At 58.7% G+C, this 25,529-nt stretch carries 22 protein-coding genes and 2 pseudogenes; 7 read left to right on the top strand and 17 right to left on the bottom strand.

The window, feature by feature from the left end; all coding sequences use genetic code 11:
* Positions 1-43 precede the first annotated feature (43 nt).
* The 11 genes from argE to EAH74_RS10375 all read right to left on the bottom strand — a co-directional run bounded on the left by argE (position 44) and on the right by EAH74_RS10375 (position 13,624).
* Positions 44-1,201, bottom strand: a complete 1,158-nt coding sequence (gene argE / locus EAH74_RS10430; RefSeq protein ID WP_140678080.1) for an acetylornithine deacetylase — start codon at positions 1,199-1,201, stop codon at positions 44-46.
* Complete coding sequence (locus EAH74_RS10425) at positions 1,198-2,352, bottom strand: NAD(P)/FAD-dependent oxidoreductase (protein WP_140678078.1); 1,155 nt, start codon at positions 2,350-2,352, stop codon at positions 1,198-1,200. Before EAH74_RS10425 ends, argE begins: the two co-directional genes overlap by 4 nt.
* Entirely contained in the window at positions 2,349-3,740 is a 1,392-nt protein-coding gene (locus tag EAH74_RS10420; protein WP_140678076.1) for an NAD(P)/FAD-dependent oxidoreductase, read from the bottom strand. Before EAH74_RS10420 ends, EAH74_RS10425 begins: the two co-directional genes overlap by 4 nt.
* Positions 3,722-4,030, bottom strand: a complete 309-nt coding sequence (locus EAH74_RS10415; RefSeq protein ID WP_140678074.1) for a (2Fe-2S)-binding protein — start codon at positions 4,028-4,030, stop codon at positions 3,722-3,724. The genes EAH74_RS10420 and EAH74_RS10415 overlap by 19 nt, the downstream gene beginning before the upstream one ends.
* Positions 4,027-5,868, bottom strand: coding sequence for an ABC transporter ATP-binding protein (locus tag EAH74_RS10410; RefSeq protein WP_140678072.1), 1,842 nt, complete (start codon positions 5,866-5,868; stop codon positions 4,027-4,029). Before EAH74_RS10410 ends, EAH74_RS10415 begins: the two co-directional genes overlap by 4 nt.
* Before the next feature lies 1 nt (position 5,869).
* Positions 5,870-6,745 (bottom strand): ABC transporter permease, encoded by an 876-nt coding sequence (locus EAH74_RS10405; protein ID WP_140678070.1) that lies wholly within the window; start codon positions 6,743-6,745, stop codon positions 5,870-5,872.
* Positions 6,742-7,698, bottom strand: a complete 957-nt coding sequence (locus EAH74_RS10400; protein WP_123366699.1) for an ABC transporter permease — start codon at positions 7,696-7,698, stop codon at positions 6,742-6,744. Before EAH74_RS10400 ends, EAH74_RS10405 begins: the two co-directional genes overlap by 4 nt.
* 45 nt (positions 7,699-7,743) lie before the next feature.
* On the bottom strand, positions 7,744-9,381 hold the full coding sequence (locus EAH74_RS10395) for an ABC transporter substrate-binding protein (RefSeq protein ID WP_140678068.1): 1,638 nt from the start codon (positions 9,379-9,381) through the stop codon (positions 7,744-7,746).
* A gap of 254 nt (positions 9,382-9,635) precedes the next feature.
* A complete protein-coding gene (locus EAH74_RS10385; protein ID WP_140678066.1) occupies positions 9,636-10,910 on the bottom strand; it encodes an NAD(P)/FAD-dependent oxidoreductase in 1,275 nt (424 codons plus the stop codon).
* Between the two features lie 57 nt (positions 10,911-10,967).
* On the bottom strand, positions 10,968-11,636 hold the full coding sequence (locus tag EAH74_RS10380) for a haloacid dehalogenase type II (protein WP_056743952.1): 669 nt from the start codon (positions 11,634-11,636) through the stop codon (positions 10,968-10,970).
* Positions 11,637-12,151: 515 nt separating this feature from the next.
* Positions 12,152-13,624, bottom strand: coding sequence for an aldehyde dehydrogenase family protein (locus tag EAH74_RS10375; RefSeq protein ID WP_140678064.1), 1,473 nt, complete (start codon positions 13,622-13,624; stop codon positions 12,152-12,154).
* A gap of 242 nt (positions 13,625-13,866) precedes the next feature.
* Here EAH74_RS10375 and EAH74_RS10370 point away from each other — a divergent pair, with 242 nt between their 5' ends.
* Positions 13,867-14,724 carry a GNAT family N-acetyltransferase gene (locus EAH74_RS10370; RefSeq protein ID WP_140678062.1) on the top strand — a complete coding sequence of 286 codons (858 nt, stop codon included), beginning with the start codon at positions 13,867-13,869 and terminating at the stop codon, positions 14,722-14,724.
* 40 nt (positions 14,725-14,764) lie between these two features.
* A complete protein-coding gene (locus tag EAH74_RS10365) occupies positions 14,765-15,478 on the top strand; it encodes a cupin domain-containing protein (RefSeq protein ID WP_140678061.1) in 714 nt (237 codons plus the stop codon).
* A gap of 81 nt (positions 15,479-15,559) precedes the next feature.
* On the opposite strand, the pseudogene EAH74_RS10360 reads toward EAH74_RS10365, so the two are convergent.
* A pseudogene (locus tag EAH74_RS10360) lies at positions 15,560-15,777 on the bottom strand (RtcB family protein); the annotation flags it as partial.
* Here EAH74_RS10360 and EAH74_RS33815 point away from each other — a divergent pair.
* The 4 genes from EAH74_RS33815 to EAH74_RS10335 all read left to right on the top strand — a co-directional run bounded on the left by EAH74_RS33815 (position 15,758) and on the right by EAH74_RS10335 (position 19,769).
* Entirely contained in the window at positions 15,758-16,078 is a 321-nt protein-coding gene (locus EAH74_RS33815) for a DUF7693 family protein (RefSeq protein WP_140678059.1), read from the top strand. The pseudogene EAH74_RS10360 and the gene EAH74_RS33815 overlap by 20 nt on opposite strands.
* A gap of 99 nt (positions 16,079-16,177) precedes the next feature.
* Positions 16,178-16,993: a DUF1206 domain-containing protein gene (locus EAH74_RS10350; RefSeq protein ID WP_140678057.1), complete on the top strand. Its 816-nt coding sequence runs from the start codon at positions 16,178-16,180 to the stop codon at positions 16,991-16,993.
* Between the two features lie 133 nt (positions 16,994-17,126).
* A complete protein-coding gene (locus tag EAH74_RS10345) occupies positions 17,127-17,396 on the top strand; it encodes a hypothetical protein (RefSeq protein WP_140678055.1) in 270 nt (89 codons plus the stop codon).
* A gap of 1,077 nt (positions 17,397-18,473) precedes the next feature.
* Positions 18,474-19,769, top strand: a complete 1,296-nt coding sequence (locus tag EAH74_RS10335; RefSeq protein WP_140678051.1) for an NRAMP family divalent metal transporter — start codon at positions 18,474-18,476, stop codon at positions 19,767-19,769.
* Positions 19,770-20,308: 539 nt separating this feature from the next.
* On the opposite strand, the gene EAH74_RS10325 is transcribed toward EAH74_RS10335, so the two are convergent.
* From EAH74_RS10325 to EAH74_RS10305, 5 genes and pseudogenes are all read right to left on the bottom strand, one after another.
* Positions 20,309-21,340: a sensor histidine kinase gene (locus tag EAH74_RS10325; protein WP_140678048.1), complete on the bottom strand. Its 1,032-nt coding sequence runs from the start codon at positions 21,338-21,340 to the stop codon at positions 20,309-20,311.
* 9 nt (positions 21,341-21,349) lie between these two features.
* The gene (locus tag EAH74_RS10320) at positions 21,350-22,825 is read right to left on the bottom strand and encodes an ATPase domain-containing protein (protein WP_140678046.1); all 1,476 of its coding nucleotides are present in this window, start codon (positions 22,823-22,825) and stop codon (positions 21,350-21,352) included.
* Positions 22,822-23,256: a hypothetical protein gene (locus tag EAH74_RS10315; protein ID WP_240050491.1), complete on the bottom strand. Its 435-nt coding sequence runs from the start codon at positions 23,254-23,256 to the stop codon at positions 22,822-22,824. Before EAH74_RS10315 ends, EAH74_RS10320 begins: the two co-directional genes overlap by 4 nt.
* Before the next feature lie 100 nt (positions 23,257-23,356).
* Positions 23,357-23,893, bottom strand: coding sequence for a hypothetical protein (locus tag EAH74_RS10310; protein WP_140678747.1), 537 nt, complete (start codon positions 23,891-23,893; stop codon positions 23,357-23,359).
* A gap of 187 nt (positions 23,894-24,080) precedes the next feature.
* A pseudogene (locus tag EAH74_RS10305) lies at positions 24,081-24,434 on the bottom strand (histone-like nucleoid-structuring protein, MvaT/MvaU family); the annotation flags it as partial.
* 322 nt (positions 24,435-24,756) lie between these two features.
* Here EAH74_RS10305 and alaE point away from each other — a divergent pair.
* Positions 24,757-25,221 (top strand): L-alanine exporter AlaE, encoded by a 465-nt coding sequence (alaE, locus tag EAH74_RS10300; protein ID WP_140678044.1) that lies wholly within the window; start codon positions 24,757-24,759, stop codon positions 25,219-25,221.
* Positions 25,222-25,529: the final 308 nt, after the last annotated feature.

Here is a 25,529-nt window from a genome sequence, read left to right as displayed (position 1 = left end):
CTCAATTCATGTAGGAGGTGCCGAAGGCTGCGATCTTTTGATCTTAAACCTTCAACGAACCCAACAATCCATCCAAAAACCGCTCCGCAGCCTCCATCTGGCTGATCTCGATGAACTCGTCCGGCTTGTGCGCCTGTTCGATTGAGCCCGGTCCGCAGACCACCACAGGCACATCGAGGCGTTGCTTGAACAGCCCACCTTCGGTGCCGAAGGAGACTTTGGCGGTGCCGGTATCCGGCGCGGCGAAGTTCTTCAGGAAGCGCACCGCTTCGACACTCGGGTGCGTATCGAGACCGGGATACACGTTGATGGTTTCAATCTCGATCGCGGCGACACTGGACAGCTTTTTCGCCTCACGCACGATGACTTCGGCACGCTCGCGCATCTGTTCCAGGAACTGATCCAGATCGTCCGCCGGCAAGTTGCGCACTTCGAAATCGAGGGTGCACAGGTTGGGCACAATGTTCAGCGCCTTGCCGCCGACAATCTGCCCGACATGTACGGTGCTGTAGGGCACGTCGTAGTCAGCATCCTGAGCGCCCTGCTCTTGCAATTGCTGCTGGCTTTGACGCAGCGCGGCGATGAAATCACACGCCACATGAATCGCATTGACCGAGCGTGGTGCCAGCGATGAGTGCGCCTCCAGGCCCCGACAGTAGGTGCGGTAAGAACCCTTGCCCTTGTGCCCCAACACAAACTGCATGTTGGTCGGTTCACCGATCAGGCACAAAAACGGCCGCACCGGTGCCAGGTGCAACACGTCCAGCAAACGGCGCACGCCGACGCAGCCGGTTTCTTCGTCATGGGACAGCGCCAGTTGCAGCGGCCGGCTCAAGGGGCTGTCCGCCGCGTCGAGCATGGCGTCGATGGCCAATGCGATGAAGCCCTTCATGTCGCAACTGCCGCGGCCGTAAATCCGCCCGTCCTGCACCGTCGCCTGAAACGCTGGGAAGGTCCAGGCCTGCCCCGCCGCCGGCACCACGTCGGTATGCCCGGACAGCAGAATCCCCGGCAACTCGCGAGGGCCGGTGCTGGCGAACAGGTTGGCTTTTTTGCCGGTTTCATCCTTGACGATCAGCGACTCGATGCCTTTGGTGAGCAGCAAGTCGCGCACGTACTCGATGAGGGCCATGTTCGACTCTGAAGACACGGTGTCGAAGGCCATCAGGCGTTTGAGAATATCCAGTACACGGGGTTTCATGAGGCCTTGCTCCGTTGCTCGGCTGAGAGGGCGAACCGGTTGATGGAGAACGGCTCAATCGAGGTGCTGGTGCTGCCGGTGCTGATCAATTCGGCCATCACGTCGCCGACGCCGGGACCGAGCTGGAAGCCGTGACCGCAGAAGCCGAAGGCGTAGAACAACCCATCAACGGTGCCGCTGGGGCCCATCACCGGCAGCGAGTCGGGCAGATAGCCTTCGATGCCGCTCCAGACCCGGATAATGTTGAGGTTGCCGACACCCGGCAGCAGACGGCGCATCTGCTCCATCTGGTTGAGGATGCTGCGCGGCTCGACATAGGCCCGGCGATTGAGCATGTCCGGTTTGCTGCGGTAGCCGCCGCCGATGACGATGTTGCCGCGCGGGATCTGGCGGAAATAGATCACTTCCTCAGGAATTTTGGTGTACACGCCGATCACCGTCGGCAAGGCGTAAGGCACCGGTTCGGTCACGGCCATTTGCGGGCCATGGGTGTCCAGCGGCACCGGTTCGCCGAACTGCGCCGACAGCTTCTGGCCCCAGGCGCCGGCGGTGATCAACAGCTGGGCGGCGCTGAATTGGCGGCCGTCGGTGGTGGTAATGCTGAACTCGCCACCGACCTTCTGCACCTCGGCGACTTCGGTCTGTTCTTCGATCCGCGCGCCAAGGCGTCGGGCAGCACGGGCAAACGCCGGAGCGGCCAAACGCGGATTGGCGTGGCCATCGTGGGGCGCGTAGGAACCGCCCTTCACGTCTGCCCCGAGAAACGGGAAGCGTGCGTGCAGCTCGGCGCCGCGAAAGATTTTCAGATCCAGTTGCGCCGCTTCGGGTGCGGCCGCGTAGGCCTCAAGCTCAGGGATTTCGTCTTCGCGGTAGCACACACGCATGTGCCCGCTGGCGATGAATTCGAGGTCGTCGTCGATCAACTCCGGCAAGCGCTTCCACAGTGCCCACGAACGGTTGGCCAACGCCAGTTGCCCAAGGAATCGGCCCTGACGGCGCACGTTGCCGAAGTTTACGCCGCTGGCGTACTGACCGATCTGGTCACGTTCCAGCAGGATCACCGACTGACCGCGCTGACGCAGAAAAAACGCCGCCGCCGAGCCCATCAGGCCGCCGCCGACAATCACGACATCGGCTTTGTGAACCGTCATGGCGACACCTCCTCGGTGAGTATCGAAAGGGGTTTGACCGGTGCCTGACCGCGCTGCCGGCCGACCTGTTGCACGCTGACACCAGCAGCGGCAGCAATCACCTCGGCCCCGGCCTGGGAACAATAACGGCCCTGGCAACGGCCCATGCCGACTCGGCTGAACGCCTTGGCCCGATTGACTTCGCAGGCACCTTTTTCGCTGACGGTGCGGCGCAATTCGCCGGCGCTGATCATCTCGCAACGACAGACGATGGCTGTATCCGGCAAGGCTTTGGCTTGCGCCGACGGCCAGGGAAACGCCTGGGCCAGCCCCAGACGAAACTGATCCATGACAGCCAGCGCGTGGCGTTGCTCGTCGCGCAACCCGGCATTCACCGATTGGTGCAGGTCCTCCAGCAGCGCCATGGCGACCAGCCTTCCGGCGTGTTCAGCCGCATCCGCGCCGCGAATCTTCGAGCCGTCCCCGGCCGCGTACACGCCACTGACCGAGGTCCGGCCGTCCTCATCAACCGCCAGTAACCATTGGCTGGACGCCTCATCGAAACGCAGGCGACAACCGGCCAGGTCCGCCAATTGCGTTTCCGGGCGCAGGTGATAACCCAAGGCCACGGCATCGCAATTGATCGTCAGGGTTTCCCCGCGCGCCGTGCTGACCCGCACGCCACTGACACCGCTTGCCGCGTCGCCCAGCACTTGCTGAGGTTTGATCCCAAGATGTACCGGGATTTTCGCCTGATACAGCTGCGCCAACAGTTTCATCCCGGTGAACAGCAATCCGGGACGGGCCAGCAGTTTGGGCATGGCAAGGATGCGTTTGCTCAGCGGCGAGGTATCGAGCACTGCCGCCACCTTGGCACCGGCTTTGACATATTGGCTGGCGACCAGATACAGCAACGGCCCACTGCCCATGAACACCACGCTGTGACCGATGGACACCGCCTGGGATTTGAGCGCGATCTGCGCCCCGCCAAGACTGTAGGTGCCCGCCAGTTGCCAGCCTTCGATCGGCATCAAGCGATCGGTGGCGCCGGTGCAGAGGATAAACGCGTCGTAATCCACCGTCGAGTGCTTGCCCTGGCTGACGCAGCACAATTGCCCCGGTGTGAGGTTCCACACCAGCGTGTCCGGTCGGTAGTCGATCGACCCGCGCAAGCGATCGAAGCTTTCGTGCAGGTTCCGGGCCTTGGCGGCTTCGGTGCCGTACAGGGTGGCGTAATCGCGGGTGAAGCCTTCCGGTTGGCGACGGTAGATCTGCCCGCCATCCCGGCGATTTTCATCGATCAGGATAGGTTTTAACCCAGCGGCCAGCAGGGTTTCAGCACAGCGAATACCGGCCGGCCCGGCGCCGACGATAACGACTTTATTAGAGCTCAGCCGTGCAGTGGCCATGTCGCCTCCGGTTGTGTGGTGACGATGTCCAGCCCTTCACGGACTTCGTTGGAACAGGCACGCAGGCGTTCGCCGCCGCGGGTCCAGACCCAGCAATCCTGACACGCGCCCATCAAACAAAAACCGGCGCGGCGGCCCGAATCGAATTCCGACTGGCGCAACGCCGAGCCCTGGGTCAGCAACGCGACCATCAAGGTATCGCCCTGCAACGCCTCGATGGGTGCGCCGTCCACCTTCAAATTGACAGTCGGCCGGCCCTGCTCGGCCAGCCTCACAAAACGCCCCTTCATGCATAGGCTCCCTGGGTCATGATGTTCAAATCCTGCTGGGTTTTCAGCAGCTCGGCCGTGTCGTGGTGGCAAAGGATTTCGCTGCCACCAGCGATGACTCGACGGTTCGGCGCGGTGCGATTGCACAGGCCGTCGACCCTCACCGGGCACCGATTGAGAAAGGTGCACAGCTCCGGCACATTGGCCCTGGCGCCAATCGGCGGCAGTTCGCCGCAAGTGGTGCCGCAGTTCTCCAGCCAACCCTGGCGCAGTTCCGGCACCGAATGGATCAACAGGTCGGTGTAAGGATGAAACGGCGCCTGGGCAAACGCTTGCCGAGAGCCGGCCTGAACCTTGTGGCCGCTGTACATCACCACAATGTCATCGCACAGCGCGCGGACGGTGGAGATGTCGTGACTGATGAACAGGTACGAAACCCCCAGTTCCTGACGCAGGTCGCGCAGCAGTTCGAGAATCGCCGCGCCGACCACGGTATCCAGCGCCGAGGTCACCTCATCGCACAGAATCAGATCCGGTTTGGCCGCCAGCGCCCGAGCCAGGTTGACCCGCTGCTTTTGCCCGCCGGACAGTTCATTCGGACGCCGTTCAGCCATCGTGCGCGGCAAACGAACGAGATCCAGCAACTCGCCGATGCGCTCGCGCAATGCGGCGCCCTTGAGACCGAAATACATCTTCAACGGCCGGCTCAGAATGGTGCTGACACTGTGCATCGGGTTGAGCGCGGTGTCGGCGTTCTGGAAGACCATTTGAATGCGTCGGAACTGTTCGGCAGTGCGTTCGGACAGGCTGCCGCCCAGCGGTTGACCATCAAAGGTCAGCCCGCCCAGCGCCGGGGTCAGCAGCCCCGCCACCACCCGCGCCAGGGTCGATTTGCCCGAGCCCGACTCACCAATCACGCCGATGGCCTGGCCCCGGCGCACGGTCAGGTCGATGTCTTCCAGCACCCGAATCGACGGCATGCCGTGCATGTTCTTGTTGCCGTAACCGGCGGTCAGGCCCTGGATCGTCAGCAAAGGCGTGTCTTGCGCCACATCGCAGGGCGGACGAATCGTCGTGTCCGGCCGCGCCGCCGCCAGCAGGCTGCGGGTGTATTCGTGGGCTGGACCTTTGAGCAATGGCGCAGTGGCGCTTTGTTCGAAAATCTCGCCGCCGTTGAGCACCACAATCTGATCGGCCATCTGCGCGACCACCGCTAGGTCGTGGGACACGTAAACCGCCGTGGCCCCGCGTTCGCGCACCACCCTTTTGAAGGCGCGCAACACGTCGATTTGGGTTGTCACGTCGAGTGCCGTCGTCGGCTCATCGAGCACCACCAACAGCGGATCGCTGATCAGCGCCATGGCCGCCATCACCCGCTGCAATTGCCCACCGGACACTTGATGGGGATAGCGCTGGCCGATGCGATCGGGGTCCGGCAGCGCAAGGTCGCGGAACAATTCGACGGCTTTGGCTTCAAGCGCGACCCGGTTGCCCAGGCCATGAATCAGCGCGCCTTCCACCACTTGATCGATGAGTTTCTTCGCCGGGTTAAACGCCGCAGCAGCACTTTGGGCGATGTACGAAACCCGGTTGCCACGCAGGCCTTGCAACTCGCTTTCGCTCAAGGCGAGCATGTCGTGCTCGCCGATCTGCACCACACCGGACGCCAGGCGACAACCGCGCCGGGCGTAACCGAGCAGCGCCAGTGCGATGGTGGTCTTGCCCGAGCCGGACTCGCCGATCAACGCCAGCACTTCACCTTTGGCCAGGGAGAAACTCACGCCCTTGACGATTTCGACTTCGCCACGCTCGCCACAGGCGACCACGCGCAGGTTTTCGACTCGAATCAATTCACTCATTTCAATGGCCTCCCGAACGTCGACTACGTCGCGAAGACAGGCGGTCGATAAACAGATTCACACCGATGGTCAGGGTGCCAATGGCCAGGGCCGGAATCACGATGGCCGGCGCGCCCTGGTTGAGGCCGCCGATGTTTTCTCGCACCAGGGAACCGAGGTCGGCATCCGGCGGTTGCACGCCCAGACCGAGGAAGCTCATGCCGCTGAGCAGCAGTACGATGAAACCGAAACGCAGTCCCAAGTCCGTCAGTACCGGGTTGAGCATGTTCGGCAGGATCTCCACGCACGCGATGTACAGCCGACGTTCGCCGCGGGTGCGGGCCACTTGCACGTATTCCAGCGCTTCGATGTTCACCGCCATGCTGCGGGCGATGCGGAACGCGCCGGGGGTGAAACTCAGCACCGCCGTGCAGATCAGCAAAGTGACCGACGAGCCGAAGGCCGAGACCATGATCAGCGCCAGCATCTTGCTCGGGATCGAGATAAAGGCGTCCATCAAGCGACTGATCACCTCGTCCAGCCACTTCGGCAACACCACCGACAGCAGCGCGCAACTGGTGCCCAGACCGCTGGCCAACACCGCCGCCACCAACGCCAGGCCAACAGTGAAACGTGCGCCGACGAGGATTCGGCTAAGCATGTCGCGGCCCAGGTAATCGGTACCAAATGGGTAAACGGCGCTGATGCTGTCAAAGACATTGTCAGAGACCACTTCACCCACCGGGTGCGGCGCCAGCCAGGGGCCGAAGATCGCCACCAGCAACCAGATAACGCACATCGCAGCCCCGATCAGACCCAGCCAGGCCGGACCATGAGACACCTTGCCAACCGACAGATCGGGGGTCGCGGGCGTCGATTTCACAATGAGATTGTTCATTGGTTTCTCAGCCTCGGATTGGACAGAATCGCGCACAGGTCGGCAATCAGCACCAACCCCAGGTACGCCGTGCAAAACAGCATGGTGCAGGCCTGGACCAGCGCCATGTCGCGGTTGGTCACCGCATCGACCATCAGGCTGGCGATGCCGGGGTAGTTAAAGATCGTCTCGACGATCACCACCCCGCCCAACAGGTAGGAAAGACTCAGGGCGATGGCATTGGCAATCGGCCCGATGGCATTGGGCAAGGCATGGCGCAGCACGATCCGCATCGGGCTCACGCCTTTGAGCCGGGCCATTTCCACGTAGGGGCTGTCCAGTTGATCGATCACCGCCGCCCGGGTCATGCGAGCCATTTGCGCGACGATGACGCAGCACAGCGTCAGCACCGGCAAGGCGTAAGTGCGCATGAATTGCCAAGGTGAGGTGATGTCACTGGCGTACGACAGTGCCGACAACCAGCCCAGGTTCACCGCAAAAATCAGCACCGCCAGGGTCGCCACCAGAAATTCCGGCACGGCCACCATGGCCAGGGTGAAAAAGCTCAGGAAGCTGTCGATGCGCCCACCACGGCCCATCGCCGAGCCGATCCCCAGAATCAACGCCACCGGCACTGACACCAACGCCGTGGCGGCCGCCAGCATCAAGGTGTTGGGCACCCGCCCGGCCATCAACTCGCTGACCGGCATGGCGTTGGAGACCGACTGGCCCATGTCGCCGCTCAGCAGGTTCATCAACCAGTGCAGGTAACGCAACACACCGGGCTGATCCAGCCCCAGTTTCAGGCGCAAGGCCGCCACCTGTTCCGGCGTGGCGAACTGCCCGAGCGATTGTTGCGCCGCGTCCCCCGGCAGTACCGCCGTGATCGCAAACACGACCATGGACACGATCAACAAGGTCACGATCGCGGCGCCCAGGCGCCGGCCGATCAACCACAGTGTGTTGCTATTCATCGCCCTACCCTCATGCAATGTCCCCGTCGCTTCAATCACCGCTCATCAAGCGTCCAGCCAGACCTGCTCGGCGAACATGTAGCCCATGAAACCGCCCAGCGGATTGCTGCCATAGCCTTTGATGCGCTGGTCGACACCGTCGATGTTGCTGATGAACACCGGCACGCCAATACCGCTGTGGTCATGCACCAGGGTCTGCATGTCGGCGTACATCTTGCTGCGCTTCGCGTCGTCGGTTTCACCCCGGGCAAGCATCAGCAACTGATCGAACTGATCGTTCTGCCAGCCCGATTCATTCCACGGTGCTTTCGACTGGAAGAACTGCGAGAACATCACGTCGGCGTTCGGCCGTGGGTTGATGTTGCCGAAGCTCAGCGGGTGCTTCATCCAGTGGTTGGACCAGTAGCCATCGCTCGGCAGGCGGTTGACGTCGAGCTTGAGCCCGGCCTGTTTCGCCGATTGTTGCAACAGCACCGCGATGTCCACCGAACCGGTGGCGGCCGGCGATGCGACCAGCGGCATGGTGATGCTTTCCATGCCGGCCTTCTTCAGCAGGAACTTGGCTTTTTCCGGGTCGTAGACCCGTTGCGGCAGGTCGGCGTTGTAGTAGCGCGAACCGGGGGAAATCGGATGGTCGTTACCGACCACGGCAAAACCACGGAACACTGCGGATTTGACCTGTTCACGGTCGAGCAGGTACTTCATGGCCTGGGTGAATTCGGCGCTTTTGCCCGGCATCTGGTCCTGACGGATGATCAGGTCGGTGTAGTTGCCCGAGGGTGCATCGACGACCCGGTGCTTGGGGCTGGCCTTGATGCGCGTGGTTGAGCGCGGGTTGACCTCGTTGATCAGGTGCACGTCGCCCGACAGCAGCGCGTTGATCCGCGACGGTTCGTCGGCAATGGCGATGAACTCGATCTCGTCCAGATACGGCAGGCCCGGTTTCCAGTAGCCGGTATTGCGCGCCGCAATCGAGCGCACGCCCGGTTTGAATTCCTTGACCTTGAATGGCCCGGTGCCGATGCCCTGGTTGAAATCGGTGGTGCCCTCGGGAACGATCATCAGGTGCGACACGGCGAGGATCGACGGCAGCTCGGCGTTCGGCGCGCTGAGGCGGATTTGAACTTCGTTGGGGCCAGTGGCTTTGATTTCTTCGAACTGCGCCATCAGCGGCATGACCTTGGAACCGGTCAGCGGATCCTTGTGGCGCGACAGCGAGTACACCACGTCGGCGGCGCTCAGGGTCTTGCCGTTGTGGAAGGTCACGTCCTTGCGCAGAGTGATGGTCCACAGCGTGGCATCGGTGTTGTCGATGCGCTCGGCCAGTTCCAGTTGCGGCACCAAGTGGGCGTCGAAACGGGTCAGGCCGTTGTAGAACATGAAGTGGCGCACGTAGTCGGTCGACAACGCGCCTTTGGCCGGGTCCAGGGTATCGGCTGTGGAACTGGACATGCCGGCGACGCGAATCCGCCCGCCCGACTTGCCTTTGCCTGGTGTGGCGGCTTCTTCGGCGAACAGTTTACCGGCGGCGCCGAACAGGCTACCAGCGCCCGCTGCGGCAACACCGGCCACACCGAGCATCTGCAAGGCGTTGCGGCGCGACATGCCACGATTGAGGCCTTCGAAAACCCGCAGGCTTTCCTGGCCGGAGATCAGTTGGGAGTCGATCTTGTTGTCAGTCATATCAGTTGTACCTGTCGAAAATGAGAAGGTTCGTGTCCGGTCTCGCCAATACGTGCCATTTTTGGCGAGTGGCTGTTGTTGCCAGGCAAGGCGCCGCGACGAGTCATAGCTGGCTATGGCGAGGAGCGGCAACGCAGCTTGGCGACAACAGACGCCGTCAAAAGTGGCTCGTATTGGCGAGACCGGACACTCAGTGCTCGCGGATGTCCGGAGCGTCCTGGAAACGCAAACGACGGTGACGCCACAACATCAACTCAATGCAAATAATCCTGGAAGCGGTAATAGGCGCCCACAAACGGCAGGAACCACGGTTTGCCGAAATGCCCGGGAATCGCCGGCCATTCGAGTTCACGCCAAGGGTTGGCTTCGACGTTGCCGGCCATGACATCGGCCATGACCTGGCCCATGTGCACCGACATCTGCACGCCATGGCCGCTGTAGCCCATGGAGTAATAAACACCGCCGTGCTGACCGGCCCGAGGCAAGCGGTCGGAGGTCATGTCCACCAGCCCGCCCCAGCAGTAGTCGATCTTGACGTTGGCCAACTGCGGGAACATCTGCACCATCGCCGCTTGCAGCACTTTGCCGCTTTTGGCGTCGTTGACGCTGTCCGACATGGCGAACCGCGCACGGCCGCCAAACAGCAGGCGATTGTCCGGGGTGAGGCGAAAGTAGTTACCGATCATGCGGCTGGTGACATAGGCGCGGCGGCCCGGCAACAACTGCTCGATCAGCGATGGCGGAAGGACTTCGGTGGCAATCACGAAACTGCCCACCGGCACGATCCGCCGCCGATACCAGCCCAAACCACCGTGCTGACAGGCGCCCGTGGCCAGCAGCACCTGACCGGCGTGCAGCGATCCTTTGCTGGTGTTGACCTGATAACCGCCGGCCTGGGCTTTCCAGTCCACAACCGAGGTGCCTTGATGGATCAACGCACCCTGACGGGCGGCGGCCTCGGCCAAACCGACACCGAAGCGCCCGACATGCATCTGCACGCCGTTGCGCTGCAGCAAACCACCGTGGAACTGCGCTGAATTGACTTCCGCGCGGGTCTGCTCGGCGGTCAGCAATTCGACGTCGGCATCGACTTCCTTGCGAATCAGTTCGCACGTCCGTGCCAGCCCCTCGTAGTGCATGGGCTTGGCCGCCAGTTTGAGCTTGCCATTGCGAATCAGGTCGCAGGCGATCTGCTCCTGCTCCACCAATGAAACGACACTCTGCACCGCGCTTTCGTAGGCCTGGTAATAAGCCCGCGCCTTGTCGGCACCGAGGCTGGCGCTGAGCCCGGCGTAGTCCTGGGCAACGCCGGTGTTGCACTGGCCGCCATTGCGCCCCGACGCTTCACCGATCACCCTTCCGGCCTCGAGCACCACCACACTGGCGCCCTTCAAGGCCAACGCCCGGGCCGCCGCCAGGCCGGTGAAACCACCACCGACGATGGCCACGTCGACCTGCCCGGGCAAGGCGCCGAGCTGTGCACCGCTGAATTCCGGTGCGGTGTCGAGCCAGTAGGATTCACTGCCCATGTCTAACCCGCCTATGCCAAAAAAAGAATGCGTTGAAGAGCGCCGTTACCGTTCGACTCAGAGACCCACCAGCGCCGCCAGCCCGCCGATATCGGTGATCTGCTGGTAGCCGTAGAAGGCATTGCCCGGGACTTCGTGACCACGGGCGACGAAGGCCTTGTTCTTGATCTTCATGTCGTGGGCCGGCATCAGGTCATAACGGAAGCTGGAAGAGACATGCAAGATGTCTTCCGGGCCGCAGTTGAGGTTGTCGAGCATGTACTCGAACGCGGCCAGACGCGGCTTGTAGGCCTGGGCCTGTTCGGCGGTAAAAACCTTGTGGAACGGTGCGCCGAGCTTGTCGACGTTGGACATGATCTGGCTGTCGCTGGCGTTGGAGAAAATCACCAGCGGGATCTTGTCGGCGATTTTCGACAGACCGGCCGGCACATCGGGGTGCGGGCCCCAGGTCGGCACGGCGTCGTAATACAGCTGACCTTCGTCACGGTATTCGATGCCCCAGCGCTTGCAGGTCCGCGCCAGTGCGGTCTTGAGGATTTCGTCATAGGGCATCCAGTCACCCATGACCTGGTCCAGGCGGTAGGCCGAGAAGTCCTTGACGAACTGATCCATCTGCTCGGGCTTCACGCGATCGGCGAACAGTTCGCGAGTCATCGTGCCCATGTGGAAGTTGGTCAGCGTACCGTAGCAGTCGAACGTAATGAATTTGGGGCGAAGAAAGCTCATTGAGTGCGGTCCTGAAGTTCGTTGAGGTCATGGCGTGACAAGCATTCGCTCCGTTTCCGAAGCTGTGATGCAACGCTGCAGCACACCGTCATTACAACACTGTGAAATCAGCAGATGGCGTTAAAAGCGACCTTCGCTTGATACAAACCACCGTTTTAACGCCCGCCCTCAGCAGACTTTGCGGCGCGCACAAGCCTTGGGCAAACCCCGTATTTATGCGCTCTTATGGGCCTTTATAGCCCTGCAAGGCCCGATCACGCACCGATCTGCCGCAGAACCTGCGCCGGGCTGAACGAAAACGGGCGCTTACCGAAGTAAGCGCCCGTTTGGGTGCGGTTTGAAACTTTACTCTTGGAGCAGCTGCCGAGCCTGCGAGGCTGCGTTCGGCTGCGCACCAGTCGTGAAATCATGCGCCTCGGTGTGTCAGGTAAACCACGTCATCCCGGTTGACGACTGCTTCGCAGCCGAACGCAGCCTCGCAGGCTCGGCAGCTGCTACAGATGACGTGCTGTGTGTTATTGCACGATATCGATCAGCACACTCTTGAAGCGTAAATTGGCTTCGAACGCTTCGCGCCCCAGGTCCTTGCCAATGCCGGAGCGTTTGTAGCCGCCGGTCGGCAGGATGTAGTCGTTACTGCGCCCGTAACGGTTAACCCAAACGGTCCCCGCCTCCAGCCGCCGGACCAGACGCAGGGCGCGATTGATATCGGCGGTGTGTACGCCCGCCGCCAAGCCATAGGTGGCGTGCGCAGCCAGACTCAGCGCCTGCTCTTCATCATCGAATGCCTGCACCGTCAGCACCGGGCCGAAGATTTCTTCGCAGACCGCCGGGTTGTCATTGTCCAGACCCGTCAGCAAGGTCGGTTGGTAATAAGCGCCGCCCAGACCTTCAAACAACCCACCGCCGGTCAGCACTTCAGCACCGGCCTGACGCGAGCGTTGGACGATGCCATCGATGCGGCTGGCTTGCAGTCGGGAAATGATCGGCGACAACGTGCTCTCGGGTGACCAGGTCGGCCCCGGGCGCAGCTCCTCGAAATACGCCTGCAAATGCGCAATAAACGGTTCCATGATCGAACGCTGGATCAACAACCGCGAACCGGATACGCACACCTGCCCGGCGTTGCCGGTGATGGCCAGCGCGACGGTGCGCGCGGTTTTCGCGATGTCCGGTACGTCGGCGAATACCAGTTGCGGACTCTTGCCGCCAAGTTCCAGTGTCACCGGTTTCGGCCCCACCAACGCGCAGGTCGACATGATGCTCGACCCAGTCGCCGTGGACCCGGTGAACGTCACCTTGGCCACTCGCGGATGGCGACACAAGGCATCGCCCGTGATGCGGCCATCGCCCTGGATAACGTTGAAAATCCCCGCCGGAATACCGGCCTGCAGTGCCAGTTCGGCAAAGCGCAGGCTGGAGAACGGCGTCAGCTCCGAAGGTTTGAGGACCACGGCATTACCGGCGGCCAAGGCCGGGGCCACTTTCCAGGAGGCCATGCTCAAGGGGAAGTTCCACGGTGCGATGGCGGCAATGACGCCGTAGGGTTCGGCGATCTGCATGCCCAGTCGATCGGTCTGGGTTGCTGCTACTTGACCGCCATGCTTGTCCGCCAGTTCGGCGAAGAAGCGAATGCCTTCGGCGACATAAGGAATATCCCAGGCGATCACATCTTTATGAGGACGTGTCGAGCCCACGGCTTCCAGCGGTGCCAGAATGGCGGCGTCCGCCTCGATCAAATCGGCCCAGCGGCGCATCACCCGTGCCCGCTCCCGGGGTGGACGACTGGCCCAGTCACTGCGGTTGAACGCCTGCCAGGCATCAGTGACCGCCTCATCCACCAGGTCGGCATCGGCGATTGGCAACTGGGCATAGACCTGGCCGTCAGAGGGGCGCACCACCTCAAGCCCGGGTTGCGCATCACGGTATTTGCCCGCAATGAAGTGAGCGCTGCGCACAGCGATAAGGCGGGGATCGAAGCTATCCATGGAGCACTCCAAATAAGGGACGACGCGTCGTGAACTCTGGCCTCCATCGTAGAAAAAAAGCCCTGGCATTTGCTGCCGACCTTGCGGTGCATTTAAGTAGTAAGTGTGGTCTGCCGGCCTCGGGCTTGCGGAATCTGCCGAATGCTCCAGCCCCCCTTGTCAGGCCTTCACGCAGATGGGATACAGGCACCATCGCGCTGGAAATCCGGCCACTCGCGCACACTGTCCAACGGAGACTCGCCATGTCCGCCTTGCAACAACCTGCTTATGTCTATCGGCCAATGACCGCCGCCGACCTGCCCTCGGCCCATGCCTTGTCCGCGCAGTTGAAGTGGCCCCATCGCCTGGACGACTGGGCCATGTTGCAACGGGTCAGCGACGGCTTTGTGGTGCTCGATGGCGAGCGTCTGATCGGCACGGCATTCGCCTGCCCCCAGGGTGGCTTCACCACCATTGGCCTGGTGATCGTCAGTGATGACTATCAGGGCAAGGGCATCGGCCGCAAGCTCATGGAACTGGCCCTGGATGCCTGCCAGTCACGCACCCCGATGCTCAACGCCACATTGGCCGGCGCACCGCTTTACGTCAGCCAGGGCTTTGTCGAATTCGGCCGGATTCAGCAGCATCAGGGCAACGTCACTGCACCTGCAGTCGATACATTGGCCGACGGCGAACATTGCCGTGCGCTGAACGCGGCGGATCAGGCTCGCGTGCTGGCTTTGGCCAACGCCGGCAGCGGGCTGGATCGCAAAGCGGTGCTCGCCGAGCTGTTTGAGGTGGTCGAACATTCCGTGGGGATCGAATGCGACGGCCAGCTACACGCCTTCGCCTTGCTGCGCCCCTTCGGCCGTGGTCGTTGCATCGGCCCGGTCGTCGCCGAAAACCTCGAACAGGCTAAACACCTGATCGCGGTGTTGCTGGCGCAAGTACCAGACGCCTTCGTGCGCATCGATATTCCAGCCGACAGCGGCCTGGCCCAATGGCTGGAATCGGCGGGTTTGAAGCACATCGATACCGTGGCGCAAATGGCCAAGGGCACGCCGCCACAAACAGCCAATGGCGTCCAGCAGTTCGCTGTGGTGACTCAGGCCATTGGCTGATCGCTATCCCTCACAGTCTTTTTTATGGAGCGTCACCCGTATGTCTGAACCTACCGTTCTGCTGTTGGCTCGCGCCGACGGCAGCCGCGTTGCCACGCCTTTTACAGCAGCGTCTTTGGGCGCTTTCGATCCGTTCAAGGACGATCGCCAGATGGCCTACAACGGTCCGGATGGCGTGTCAGCGGGCATCGTGCACACCAGCGGAACGCTCGATAGCGATGACTTTCCGCACACCGAAGTGATCGTGGTCCACGCCGGCCACGTCGTGCTGCAATCCGAAACGCAGACGCTGGAACTGGGTGTCGGCGCCAGCGCCGTGATCGGTCGCGGCACAGCGCTGCGTCTTCAGGCCCACGCTGATACGTGCTGGGCGTTTTGTGCCGTCACCAGCCCCAGCGCAAACCCGACACCCGGCCTGACCGCGCTCGACCCGCTGGACCTGCTCTCGCCTTCGGCCGCACCGGAACCGCAGATTTTGATCGGACCGACGCCGCAGTGCCGGTCACACAATGCCTTCGAAGACGACGCCACCCAACTACGCGTCGGCGTTTGGGATTCGACACCGTATGAGCGTCACGGCCGGCCCCACAAACTCCATGAGCTGATGAACCTGATCGAAGGCCGTGTCACCCTACTGACGCCTGATGGAACGAGCGTGGAGGTCAATACCGGCGACACTGTGTTTGTGCCGCTCGGTGCACCGTGCGCGTGGAAAAGTACGCGGTATGTGCGCAAGTTCTATGCGGTGAAGTAGTGGCGTAGTGTCTTCCTGAGTACGCGGCAGTTTGGAAAGGGCACGCTCCCCTGCTGCGGCGATAAACGCGTGCCCATTTTCTTATCCTTTTACGCACACCACCTGACGCAAGGTGTGCAGCACTTCCACCAACTCGCGCTGGGCGTGCATGACGTGGTCGATGTCCTTGTAGGCCATCGGAATTTCATCGATGACGGCAGCATCCTGCGGCACTCCACGTGGGCGGTGGCACGGATCTGATCTTCGACGGTAAACAGGCTTTCCGCTTTGGTACGACTCATGGTGCGGCGGGCGCCGTGGCACAAATTTGCTGGTATCTGCGTGATCATAACGGCGCTCGCGCTCGGCACACGCGTCATGAAGAGAGCTTGCAAACAGTCATGGAGTGAGATCTATCACGGTCTCATGCCCGTTGAGATTGATGACTGCCATCTCACGTTTTTCAACGACCGCGACACTCTGGACTACTGCGACTACTGCACGTCGCCTGACGGTCGTGTTGGGTCTCTTGGAACCTGGCAGCGCTATGACACTGATCCAGTCGAGCTTTTGAGTGGTTGGGAGCGCGAGCGGCTTGAGCACTTGCTGAATGAGTTTTAATGCGGCAGCGGAATCCAGTATCGATCAAACCCACCTTTAATCGAACCCCTCCCGATTCGACAGGTCTGCTCCTGTACTGCTTCTCTGGAATTAGATCCTATGTCCACGCGACAGAGCCTTGTTGTACTCGCAAGGGGTGGTTATGCCGCTCGGGGAGTGATTTATCTGATCATTGGCATCTTTGCGTTGCTGGCGGCTCAAGACTCGACAAAACCGAAAGATAGCCACAGAAGCCTGGAGACATTGTTAAGCCAGCCATTCGGCCATGCTTTAGTGGGGCTAATGGTGGCTGGTCTGCTCGCTTTCGCCTGTTGGCGCGTGTTGCAAGCGACGCGCGACGTTGATCATCACGGTAAAAAGTTCAAAGGCTTGGTGATTCGTGCAGGTTTGTTGGCGGGAGGTGTAGTCAACGGCGCGCTGGCGTTTTTTGCGTTGGGCCTTCTCATCAGCGGACTCAAGAGCTCGGGCAGCTCAGGTGGGGAACAAACCAAGGATTTACTGGCGCATATCTTGTCTTGGGAACACTCAAACTTATTGGTTTACCTCGTCGCACTTGTACCACTAGGCGTAGGCATTGCGCACATCATCAAGGGCTGGAAGGCGTCGTTCGAGAAATATTTTGAGGCTGACAAAGACGTTATGCGATATGTACGTCCGGTGTCTCGGTTCGGTCTTATAGCTCGTGGAGTCGCCTTTATTGAGATCGCAATGCTGCTGACAATCAGTGGTTCGAGTTATCAAGCCATGGATCCACCGGGCATGAAGGACGCCCTCAATGCTCTCCAGAACCTACCGGCCGGAGCTGTGATTTTGATGGTGATGGCCTTGGGGCTGATCGCCTTTTCGGTTTACAGCTTTGCCGAAGCCGCTTGGCGCAAGATAAACATGGACGTGCCGGGAGTGTCGGAAGCATAGCGCCTGTTCTCCTATGAAAGCAGTTGGAACTTTCGCGCGATGCTGACCCCATACAAGCAGCCCCAACAATTTCGGGTAGTAAATTTTGCGCATTGCGGCACAGCTTCGCAGTGGCAATTATCAGGAGATCCAAATGCTTGTACTCACGGACATGCAGCGCGCATACCTCCGGAAACTACGCGCCCTCAGCACTGACCTTCAGGGCAACGAAATATTTGCTGGCCTGACTATCGAGGAGTCAATGCGGTTCAATTTCTTGAGTGAGTCGCTTTTGGGGCAGGAGCATCGCACACAGGAAGACGTGAACGAGTATCTCACCCTCCACGAAAAACACGAGCATGACCGGCTTCAAGTGTTAGGCGCAGAAACAGAGGCGCGGCAGCACGGATCGGCACGTCATTAAAAGTCATCTGACGTTGATTGATCCTGGCTTCCACATGGTCGGCACACTTGTCCAAGCGAATAGATCCATCAGCGTAGCAGTGACTGAAGTCACCATGAGCAGATGTTGTGGACAGAAGCGTGGATCCGCAGAGGTACCTTAGTTCTTAAGCTCCTCATCAGCAAAGACGGCTCTAGACCTGCAAACAAGGAACAATACCGTGATTCTAGAAGGTGTCCCGATGTGAGGGAACCCTTTGCAGCGGTCTCAAGTTAAGCCACTGGCATTCAGCCTCAGCCTCTTCACGGGTCAGAAAGGTAGCCTGCGAACGCAGCTTTTTCTCGTTGTCATAAATGTTAAAGCCTATAGGCTCTGTTTTGCAGTAAACGCGCATTCCATTACGTGAAGAGACAGTTTCCGTGGGGACTGCAGGGACAACAACGAATCTCGAAATCATCTTCATTTCCTCGCTGAGATACCTACACGATAGGTCACTTCAGCAAGCGATCCTCATCTGTTTCCGATGAGAAGCATGAGCTGCCTAGGAATGTTTCGCAGCTCCATAAAAAGGCATGCGTGATTGCTCTGTCACCATCGCTTTGCTGGAAAGATCCTCCACTCTTAAAAGTTCCCCTGCTGCTACGCTGACCTCTTCCACGGAGGAATTCCCACACAAAATGACGGCGGCCAGGTAACTTCCGAAAACTGCAGAGACTGATTAGCGGAATAGCTGCCGTAATCGGTCAGTTCGCTCCTGCTGCGCTATGAAAGCATCATGGTCATACCTTTGTTCAAGGTCATCCATCTGATCCGCCTGATCATGATGTAGCGACAAAAAGCCATTGTGGCACCCTGCCACCAAGGCGAACAATCGAATTGTACGCGTGAGAGCCCGCAAAACTTCTACGAATCGTTCTTGCCTCAAGGTCACATCCGAAGGACTTCCAATGATCTATTCGGAGCTGGTGATCGGCAGCCTTCGCCCAGAGCAGCCATTCCCCCTGGGCAATACGCCTTCCTGAATTCTGCCAAGGAACTCCTGTTGAAGGGCCTCAGTCAAAACTTGGTGTGGCATCCGGTACCCCTGAGAAATCAAAAATGAATAAGAAAGAGCTCATAGGCAAGCCTCTGGCTGTTCCCCATCGTTCGTGGATGAAAAAACTAGGGCCCGGCCTTATCACAGGGGCGGCGGATGATGATCCAAGCGGTATAGCGACCTACTCGCAAGCAGGCGCGCAATTTGGCTTTAATACGCTCTGGACGTTGTTTTTCACCTTCCCCCTGATGGTCGGCATTCAGATCATCAGCGCAAAAATAGGCCGAGTCAGCGGGCACGGGCTCGCTACCAACATCCGCAGACATTACCCTTGGCCTTTTTTATATGGCATCGTCGCCCTATTGATGTTTGCCAATACCATCAATATTGCAGCGGACATCGCAGCGATGGGCGCGGCGTTGAAGCTGTTGATAGGCGGATCGTCTCAATTCTACGCAGTCGGCTTTGGTCTGGTTTCTCTGCTTCTGCAGGTGTTCATTCCGTATAAGCGCTATGTGCGGGTACTCAAGTGGCTGACACTCGTGTTGCTGGCTTATGTGGGCATTATGTTTGCCGTGCAGATTCCATGGGGGCAGGTCGTTCGCCAGACTGTGTGGCCTCACATGTCCTGGAAGCCGGAGTATATAACCATGGTGGTTGCCATTTTTGGCACAACCATCAGCCCCTATCTCTTTTTCTGGCAAGCATCACAGGAAGTTGAAGACATGGAGGCTGACCCTAAGGCTCAGACGCTGATTGATGCGCCAGACCAGGCGCGAGCCAACTTTACGCGCATCAAAATTGACACAATAGTGGGTATGGGAATTTCGAACCTCATTGCGTTTTTTATTATGTTGACCACCGCCGTCACGCTAAATATGCATGGCACCACAGATATTCAATCGTCCGCACAAGCGGCGGATGCTTTACGACCGATTGCGGGGGAATTCGCATTTTGGTTATTCAGCGCAGGCATCATCGGAACCGGTATGTTAGCGGTTCCCGTGCTGGCAGGCTCTGCTGCTTACGCAGTAGCCGGTACCTTTAGATGGAGAAATAGCTTGGCGGCCAAGCCAGAAACAAACAAAGCGTTTTATAGCATTATCACGGCGGCAACATTATTGGGTGTATTGATCTGCTTTGCTCCGATCGATCCCATCAAAGCATTGTTTTGGAGTGCAGTCGTCAATGGCGTGATTGCGGTGCCTGTCATGTTCATCATGATGTTGATGGCATCGCACAAAGAAATAATGGGCGCTTTCGTCATTCACCCTGGGCTGAGGGTATTAGGCTGGAGCTGCACCATAGCAATGGCTTTTGTCGTGATCGGTATGCTCTGGGGCATGTTTTCAGCGTAGAAGCTTTTTCTGAGATTTAGTCTGTTATCTCATTCATAGCCAGTGGGCGGTTCCTCAGGAGAATCGTGACTTGGGCCGTCATCCGTAGCATTCAAGGCTTGGCCTGGCTGGTCGCACGACCGCTCTCATTTCGCTCAGTGACCCAGATGTGATTTCTCCTACTCAAAGGAAATGAGAGTTCAGTAGCGAAGACTCACTGAGATGAGAACTCCAAGCTGCACACGCATCCGAATGTTGGGTTACAGCCGCACACCACCTTTCACCGGAAAGCTCGCGAGTAGCGACCAACATCATCATTTGGTTAATAGCTGCATCCAGATCTAAAAGCAGCTCATGAGATTTAAATCTAAAGTCGTCCGCTGCGTTCATGTCGGAACCTATGCTTAGCGGGTCTGACTCGAAGTTACGAGTCGCAGTGCCCGCCAAGAATCTTGATTGCGGTTTTTTATGGATCAGTCAGAGCGATGGACGGCAATAATCTTGTCTGGTGAGGGCTGACCTATGCCCTTGGACTTAGATCAGTCACTGTCCACGCCTTTTTATCCGTTTGAATGGATCACCATCGGTAACGTGACCACGAATTCGCTACCCATGCCATCACCCTCGCTCATACCGGTAACTTCGCCGCCGTGCGCCTCAACTAGCTCGCGGACTACTGTCAGTCCGATGCCCAAGCCTGACCCATTGAAGCCGACGGCATGCACGTCTTGAACATAGGGGTCGAAAATAAACGGGAGTGCTTTAGCGGAAATGCCGATGCCATTGTCGGAAATGGTTATCTTCAAAACGTCGGACGCTACCGTTACGGATAGTTCGATTCTACCGTGGGTCGGTGTGTATTTAGCCGCATTTGCCAGAAGGTTGTGGAGAATCTGCGCGAGGCGCCCCGGGTCACCATTGACCATCAAGATGCCGTTGGGAAGATGGGCGTTGAAATGCTGCTCTTGTGCGTCCATTAAAGGGCGGCACGCATCAATGGCCTCACGCAGAACTTGAATCATGTCGACATCGCGGCGATTGAGTCGCAACTTACCAGTGCTGGCACGGGAGACGTCCAGCAGATCATCGACCAGCTGTGACATATGTTGCACTTGGCCTTCGATCAACTCCCGCATCCGAGGCAGCTGATCGCTAGGTAAACGCACCATACGTTCTGCAATCATGCTGATGGGTGTTAGTGGGTTACGTAGCTCATGGGCCACCGTCGCCAGTATGCTTTTTTGCTGACTCAGTGCGCGCTCGGCTACAGCCTGAAGGTCTTGAGCGCTGAGTGCGGCTATGACCAGCTGGGCATTAGCCTCACGCAGCTCCTGGTACAAACGTTGCTCTTCCAAGCGTGGGGCGACTATAGCGTCTGACTGCACCAGCAGTTTCGCCGGTACTAGCTGCTGACTAGCCTCAATCACCTGCTCGACCTGCTGACTATCCACCAGCCGGCTGCTGGTATCGCTCAGCTCTTTTTGAAGTGCTGCCAGCACGGCGCGTGCTTCAACGGTTTTCTGGCCAAGCAGGAAGAGTTCGTGAGCGGCACTAGCGATCTCACGCTCATTCGTGCCAGCGACATTACTCATGAGTCGGGCTCAAGCATTTTTATCTCCTGGGTGTGATACACCTGAAATCCGCTTTGTGGGTCGGCCTCCGAGCAGCCCTTCTTGGTCATGAAGCATTTCGCCAATCTGCAAGCCGTTTTCATCGACGCGGTACAAGCGCAGCTCATCGGAGTGGGCGCTGGCCCGAAGCTTGACCACGGCCATGATGCGCAGTAAGCGGCTCTCTACTTCAATATAGCGTTGGACAATGATCGCGTCGGTGAGAAATGCCGTGCCGTAAGGGCTGAAACGCAAGTCGGTGTAGCGGTCTTCCAGCTCGGAGGTCATCAGCACACTGACCCCGGCACTGGTCAGCGCGGTGACCATGCGCGACAGCGATTCACGGAAGTCTTCGCGGAAGGTCGGCGCCAGCGCCAGTTCGAAGCCCGACAACGAGTCGATCACCACACGAGTGGCTTTCAGGCGAGAGATCTCGGCCAACAGCAATTGGACGATTTCGTCGATGGACAAGTCCGGTGCACGACTGTCCACCAAGCCTACCTGACCGCTTTGGATCAACTGAATGAGGGCGGCATTTTGAAAATGATTGGGCCGTTGTTCGAACACCGCGATCACACCGGTTTCGCCGTTGCGTGCGCCTTCTGCGAGGAACGTCGCTGCCAGGATGCTTTTGCCCGACCCCGACGGCCCGGCCACTAGCAAGGAATAACCACGGGGCAGGCCGCCACCCAGCATCTCGTCGAGCTGTGGCACGCCCATTTTCAGGCGCTTGATGGGGATCTCCAGCGGCGCTTCAACCGGGTTGAGTGGCGCGGGTGCAAACACCTTGATCCCCGACGTCGCAATGCGGAAGGTGTGCAAGCCCGGTAACGTGGGCTGGCCGCGCATCTTCATGATTTCAATCTTGCGTACCATGGAATTGCGCTGCACGCTCTGACGCAGCCAGATCAAGCCATCGGCCACGGTGAAAATCGGGTTGGTGTCGGTTTCGGTGAAGTATTCGCCAATCAGGAAGGTCGTCGCCTGCCAGGTGGTCATCAACATGCCCAGTTGCTGAACGAACTGCGGCAGGTTGTTGTTGGGGTTGTCCTGCGTCTGGCTGGCCAGCACCACCGAACGAAACGAGTCGACGAACACCAGCGCTGGAGAGTGCGCCTCGACTTCGCTGACGATGCGCCGCAGCACTTCGTCCAGATTCCCGGCCAGAGTGTCATCGGTCAAGTTGATGTAACGAATCGACTGGTTGATCGCATCGCTGTCGAAAAAATCGAATTGTTGCTGATAACGCAGCATCTTCAGCGGCGGCTCGCCCAATACGGTAAAGAACAGCGCCGGGCGCTCGGGCGTCGCCAGGGCGAACATCATCTGATGCGCCAAGGTGGTTTTGCCGCAGCCAGGCGGGCCGGCGATCAGGTTGAACGAAAACTCCGGCAGTCCTCCGCCCAGCACCTCGTCCAGTCCTGGCACACCGGTGGCCAGGCGGTTGATAGTCACTTTGGTGCTCATGGCGAATTTTCCTGCGAAGGGGTGTCGCTCAATAAAGGTTCCCACATACCACGAAGCAAACGTGCGGTGAGCGAGGGCCCGATCAGCGTGGTCAGCAGCTCGTAAAACGTGGTCAGCAACAGGTCACCGAAAAACAGCGCATCGGCTTCGCTTTGCTCGATGAGCACGGATTTGAGGGCAATCAGATCCATGCCTGCCTGCACTCTGTCACAGGTGCCGGCCAGTCGCGGATGATTGGAAACGCACAGATTGAGGCTGCGGCGATAAAGCGCGACAACCCCTTGTTGACCGATGATGGGCCTGAGGGCTGCGTCCATATCCTGCAAGGTTGAAATAATTGCGTGGGCGGTCTTTGCAAGATCAGCAATGTCCCCAACCCGGCGCGCCAGAGAAGCTACGATCTGGCGGCCCTCTTCGCTTTCCCTGGACATGGCTCACTAATTTTTGATGGGCACCTATCGATGGTACACCCTATAACCTGTGATCGAGTTTTCATTTGGGCGCAGAGCTGATGATGTCCGAATATCTCTCTCAAGCACCTAGTTTGGTGATTTGAATACAAACCGACCAAATGCCAAGCAATACCCAGAACGTCGCAAAGATCCAAGGTGTGCGCACCGAAAACAGCAACGCCTTTCGATACCCCTTTTGCGTGGACTCTCTCTCACAAAATAAAGGCGATTCGTCATACGCCAACCCCATTAAAGGCTCGCTATGCAATAGCTCACTCTGCTTGAAATGCCAATGGCCGATAATGTCGTATGCCGCACGAATACCGGGCCAAGCATTCAACGAACTTAGCACTCCAAGCAACGTAAGAAACGGTGGTACTACCAGCGTGAACAACTTGCCCCATTCGGGGTTGAGATTGCCCATAGAAGAGGCAAATGCGATGACCAAAAAAGACTGAGATGCCAGAAAGGCGTCAGTACGATTAGCCAAGATGCTGGTTTCGTACTGAATCTCTCTTCGGTAAAAATCCAAGCGTTCCTTTGGCGACCCGAACATCCTGGCATTGTGCTCGTTTAGTGCGGTGTCACTTATCTGGGAAGTCAAAATTCTCGGCACGGTGGGTTCATCCTCATCAAACATGTGAAGCCGGCTTTCCACCCATCCCAACCTGCGAATTGAATTGGATATCTCCCACGTTAGCATTGGTACTCACTAATATCTGTGTTAGCCGGACGTTTAACCGCATTCCTCCGCAAGGCCAACAAAAAAGGCCCTTTTGGGCCCTTTTGTACTCAAACCAAACTCACTTGGTCAGCCAGGACTCAACGGTCGCCGAGCCGTGTTCCGCTTTCCATTCTTTCAGGCCTTTGTGATTCCCACCTTTGGTTTCGATGAGCTCGCCAGTGTGTGGATTTTTGTAGACCTTCACTTGGCGTGGCTTACGGCTGCCAGTTTTGGACTCGACAGCTGGAGCACGACGGCGGCCAGATTGTGGATCAAGCAAGTTGATCACGTTCGGCAGGCTGTAGCCGTACTCGGCGAGTAGAGCACGTAGCTTGGTCTCGAATTCAATTTCTTTCTTCAGGCCGACATCACCTTTCAGAGCCTCGAGAGCTTGGAGCTGCTCTGCGAGGTGTTTTTCGAGTTGGCGAAATTCTGGAGTTTGGACACGGGAAACCTCTTCTGAGTAACGCTCTAACGGTACACCAAAAACAAAAAAAATGCCGACTTCCAGGGGGTTGGCCGAATCTGGCGCATGCCGATGACCAACGTCATCGACCGGCAACTTGTGGTGCGCAGCAATGCGAGAAAATATCTTGGAACGCTGAGCGAAATGAGGGGGCATCTGTTCCACACACGGGTGTAGGTCACCACTATTATTCAAAAATACCTGGCGACTTGTCACAGCGAATTGGGATCGGGGCTTGAAGCCCAGTTCTTCGGACATAGCGCTCTAAACGAGGCAGGAGGTAAGCGATTTGTCTTATTCAACTGAAGATCGAAGCGATAGGTGGCGATCTTTCGCTGCGGATACTCTCGCGTTGATCCTATTTTTTACCGTTACAGGCATCTTTAACGAGCGGCTCATTGCGGGGATGGCTTGGGAGCAGGTGCTTCATACCCGACTTCTAGGTGCCGGGCTTATGGTTCTGACTGGCCGCCCATATGGGTTTTGGCGAGACTGGTTCATGAGATTTTCCAGCACGAGTCGAAGTTCCCATATCTTGTGGGACTCGCTCGCTCTCGTAAGCTTCCAGGTACCAATCTATGCAGCCATATTGGCAATCTGCGGGGCTAACGGCGAAGAACTGCTGTATGGATCGCTTGGTGTGACGGTAATTATGCTAACTCTGGGACGACCATATGGAGCTTTCCTGAACTTCGTCAGAGGTCGTTTCGGCCTCCCGGACGGAGGAGAAAAGCCAATGTCGTTGAACATGTGATAGCCATTGGCTTCGGTGAGGGCGATGACGTCCGCTTTAAAATAAGTGGACGCTATTGCCCTTATCGCTCTTGGCGTGTAGTTCAGGTAGGTGCAGGTGACGGGCAATATGCCAACGAAGCTCGCGCCGGATCTCGATGTAGTCATCACGGTGCCGATCGCCCCAGTTCGGCATCTCTTTGGAGAGAGCACAACCAAGTGCGCGGACGCCAGCTTGACCCCCTGTGCTCGGGTGGAAGCGCGTCAGCTCGTCCAACCCAGGTTGTCTTTTGTATTGCGCCAACGCTTGCCCAAGTACCTGATGAAGCG

This window comes from Pseudomonas mandelii (assembly GCF_006438925.1).
GTDB classification, from domain to species: domain Bacteria; phylum Pseudomonadota; class Gammaproteobacteria; order Pseudomonadales; family Pseudomonadaceae; genus Aquipseudomonas; species Aquipseudomonas mandelii_C.
This window is presented reverse-complemented; position numbering and strand designations above follow the sequence as displayed.

Excerpts from the sequence above, each read along its gene's own strand:
- EAH74_RS10385 (WP_140678066.1), bottom strand. The coding sequence starts at position 10,910 with ATGGGCAGTGAATCCTACTGGCTCGACACCGCACCGGAATTCAGCGGT.
- EAH74_RS10335 (WP_140678051.1), top strand. The coding sequence starts at position 18,474 with ATGAATAAGAAAGAGCTCATAGGCAAGCCTCTGGCTGTTCCCCATCGT.
- EAH74_RS10415 (WP_140678074.1), bottom strand. The coding sequence starts at position 4,030 with ATGAAGGGGCGTTTTGTGAGGCTGGCCGAGCAGGGCCGGCCGACTGTC.
- EAH74_RS10370 (WP_140678062.1), top strand. The coding sequence starts at position 13,867 with ATGTCCGCCTTGCAACAACCTGCTTATGTCTATCGGCCAATGACCGCC.
- EAH74_RS10395 (WP_140678068.1), bottom strand. The coding sequence starts at position 9,381 with ATGACTGACAACAAGATCGACTCCCAACTGATCTCCGGCCAGGAAAGC.
- EAH74_RS10410 (WP_140678072.1), bottom strand. The coding sequence starts at position 5,868 with ATGAGTGAATTGATTCGAGTCGAAAACCTGCGCGTGGTCGCCTGTGGC.
- EAH74_RS10380 (WP_056743952.1), bottom strand. The coding sequence starts at position 11,636 with ATGAGCTTTCTTCGCCCCAAATTCATTACGTTCGACTGCTACGGTACG.
- EAH74_RS10420 (WP_140678076.1), bottom strand. The coding sequence starts at position 3,740 with ATGGCCACTGCACGGCTGAGCTCTAATAAAGTCGTTATCGTCGGCGCC.
- EAH74_RS10320 (WP_140678046.1), bottom strand. The coding sequence starts at position 22,825 with ATGAGCACCAAAGTGACTATCAACCGCCTGGCCACCGGTGTGCCAGGA.
- EAH74_RS10405 (WP_140678070.1), bottom strand. The coding sequence starts at position 6,745 with ATGAACAATCTCATTGTGAAATCGACGCCCGCGACCCCCGATCTGTCG.
- EAH74_RS10345 (WP_140678055.1), top strand. The coding sequence starts at position 17,127 with ATGCTTGTACTCACGGACATGCAGCGCGCATACCTCCGGAAACTACGC.
- EAH74_RS10375 (WP_140678064.1), bottom strand. The coding sequence starts at position 13,624 with ATGGATAGCTTCGATCCCCGCCTTATCGCTGTGCGCAGCGCTCACTTC.
- EAH74_RS33815 (WP_140678059.1), top strand. The coding sequence starts at position 15,758 with ATGGTGCGGCGGGCGCCGTGGCACAAATTTGCTGGTATCTGCGTGATC.
- EAH74_RS10425 (WP_140678078.1), bottom strand. The coding sequence starts at position 2,352 with ATGACGGTTCACAAAGCCGATGTCGTGATTGTCGGCGGCGGCCTGATG.
- EAH74_RS10365 (WP_140678061.1), top strand. The coding sequence starts at position 14,765 with ATGTCTGAACCTACCGTTCTGCTGTTGGCTCGCGCCGACGGCAGCCGC.
- argE (WP_140678080.1), bottom strand. The coding sequence starts at position 1,201 with ATGAAACCCCGTGTACTGGATATTCTCAAACGCCTGATGGCCTTCGAC.
- EAH74_RS10325 (WP_140678048.1), bottom strand. The coding sequence starts at position 21,340 with ATGAGTAATGTCGCTGGCACGAATGAGCGTGAGATCGCTAGTGCCGCT.
- EAH74_RS10350 (WP_140678057.1), top strand. The coding sequence starts at position 16,178 with ATGTCCACGCGACAGAGCCTTGTTGTACTCGCAAGGGGTGGTTATGCC.
- EAH74_RS10400 (WP_123366699.1), bottom strand. The coding sequence starts at position 7,698 with ATGAATAGCAACACACTGTGGTTGATCGGCCGGCGCCTGGGCGCCGCG.
- EAH74_RS10315 (WP_240050491.1), bottom strand. The coding sequence starts at position 23,256 with ATGTCCAGGGAAAGCGAAGAGGGCCGCCAGATCGTAGCTTCTCTGGCG.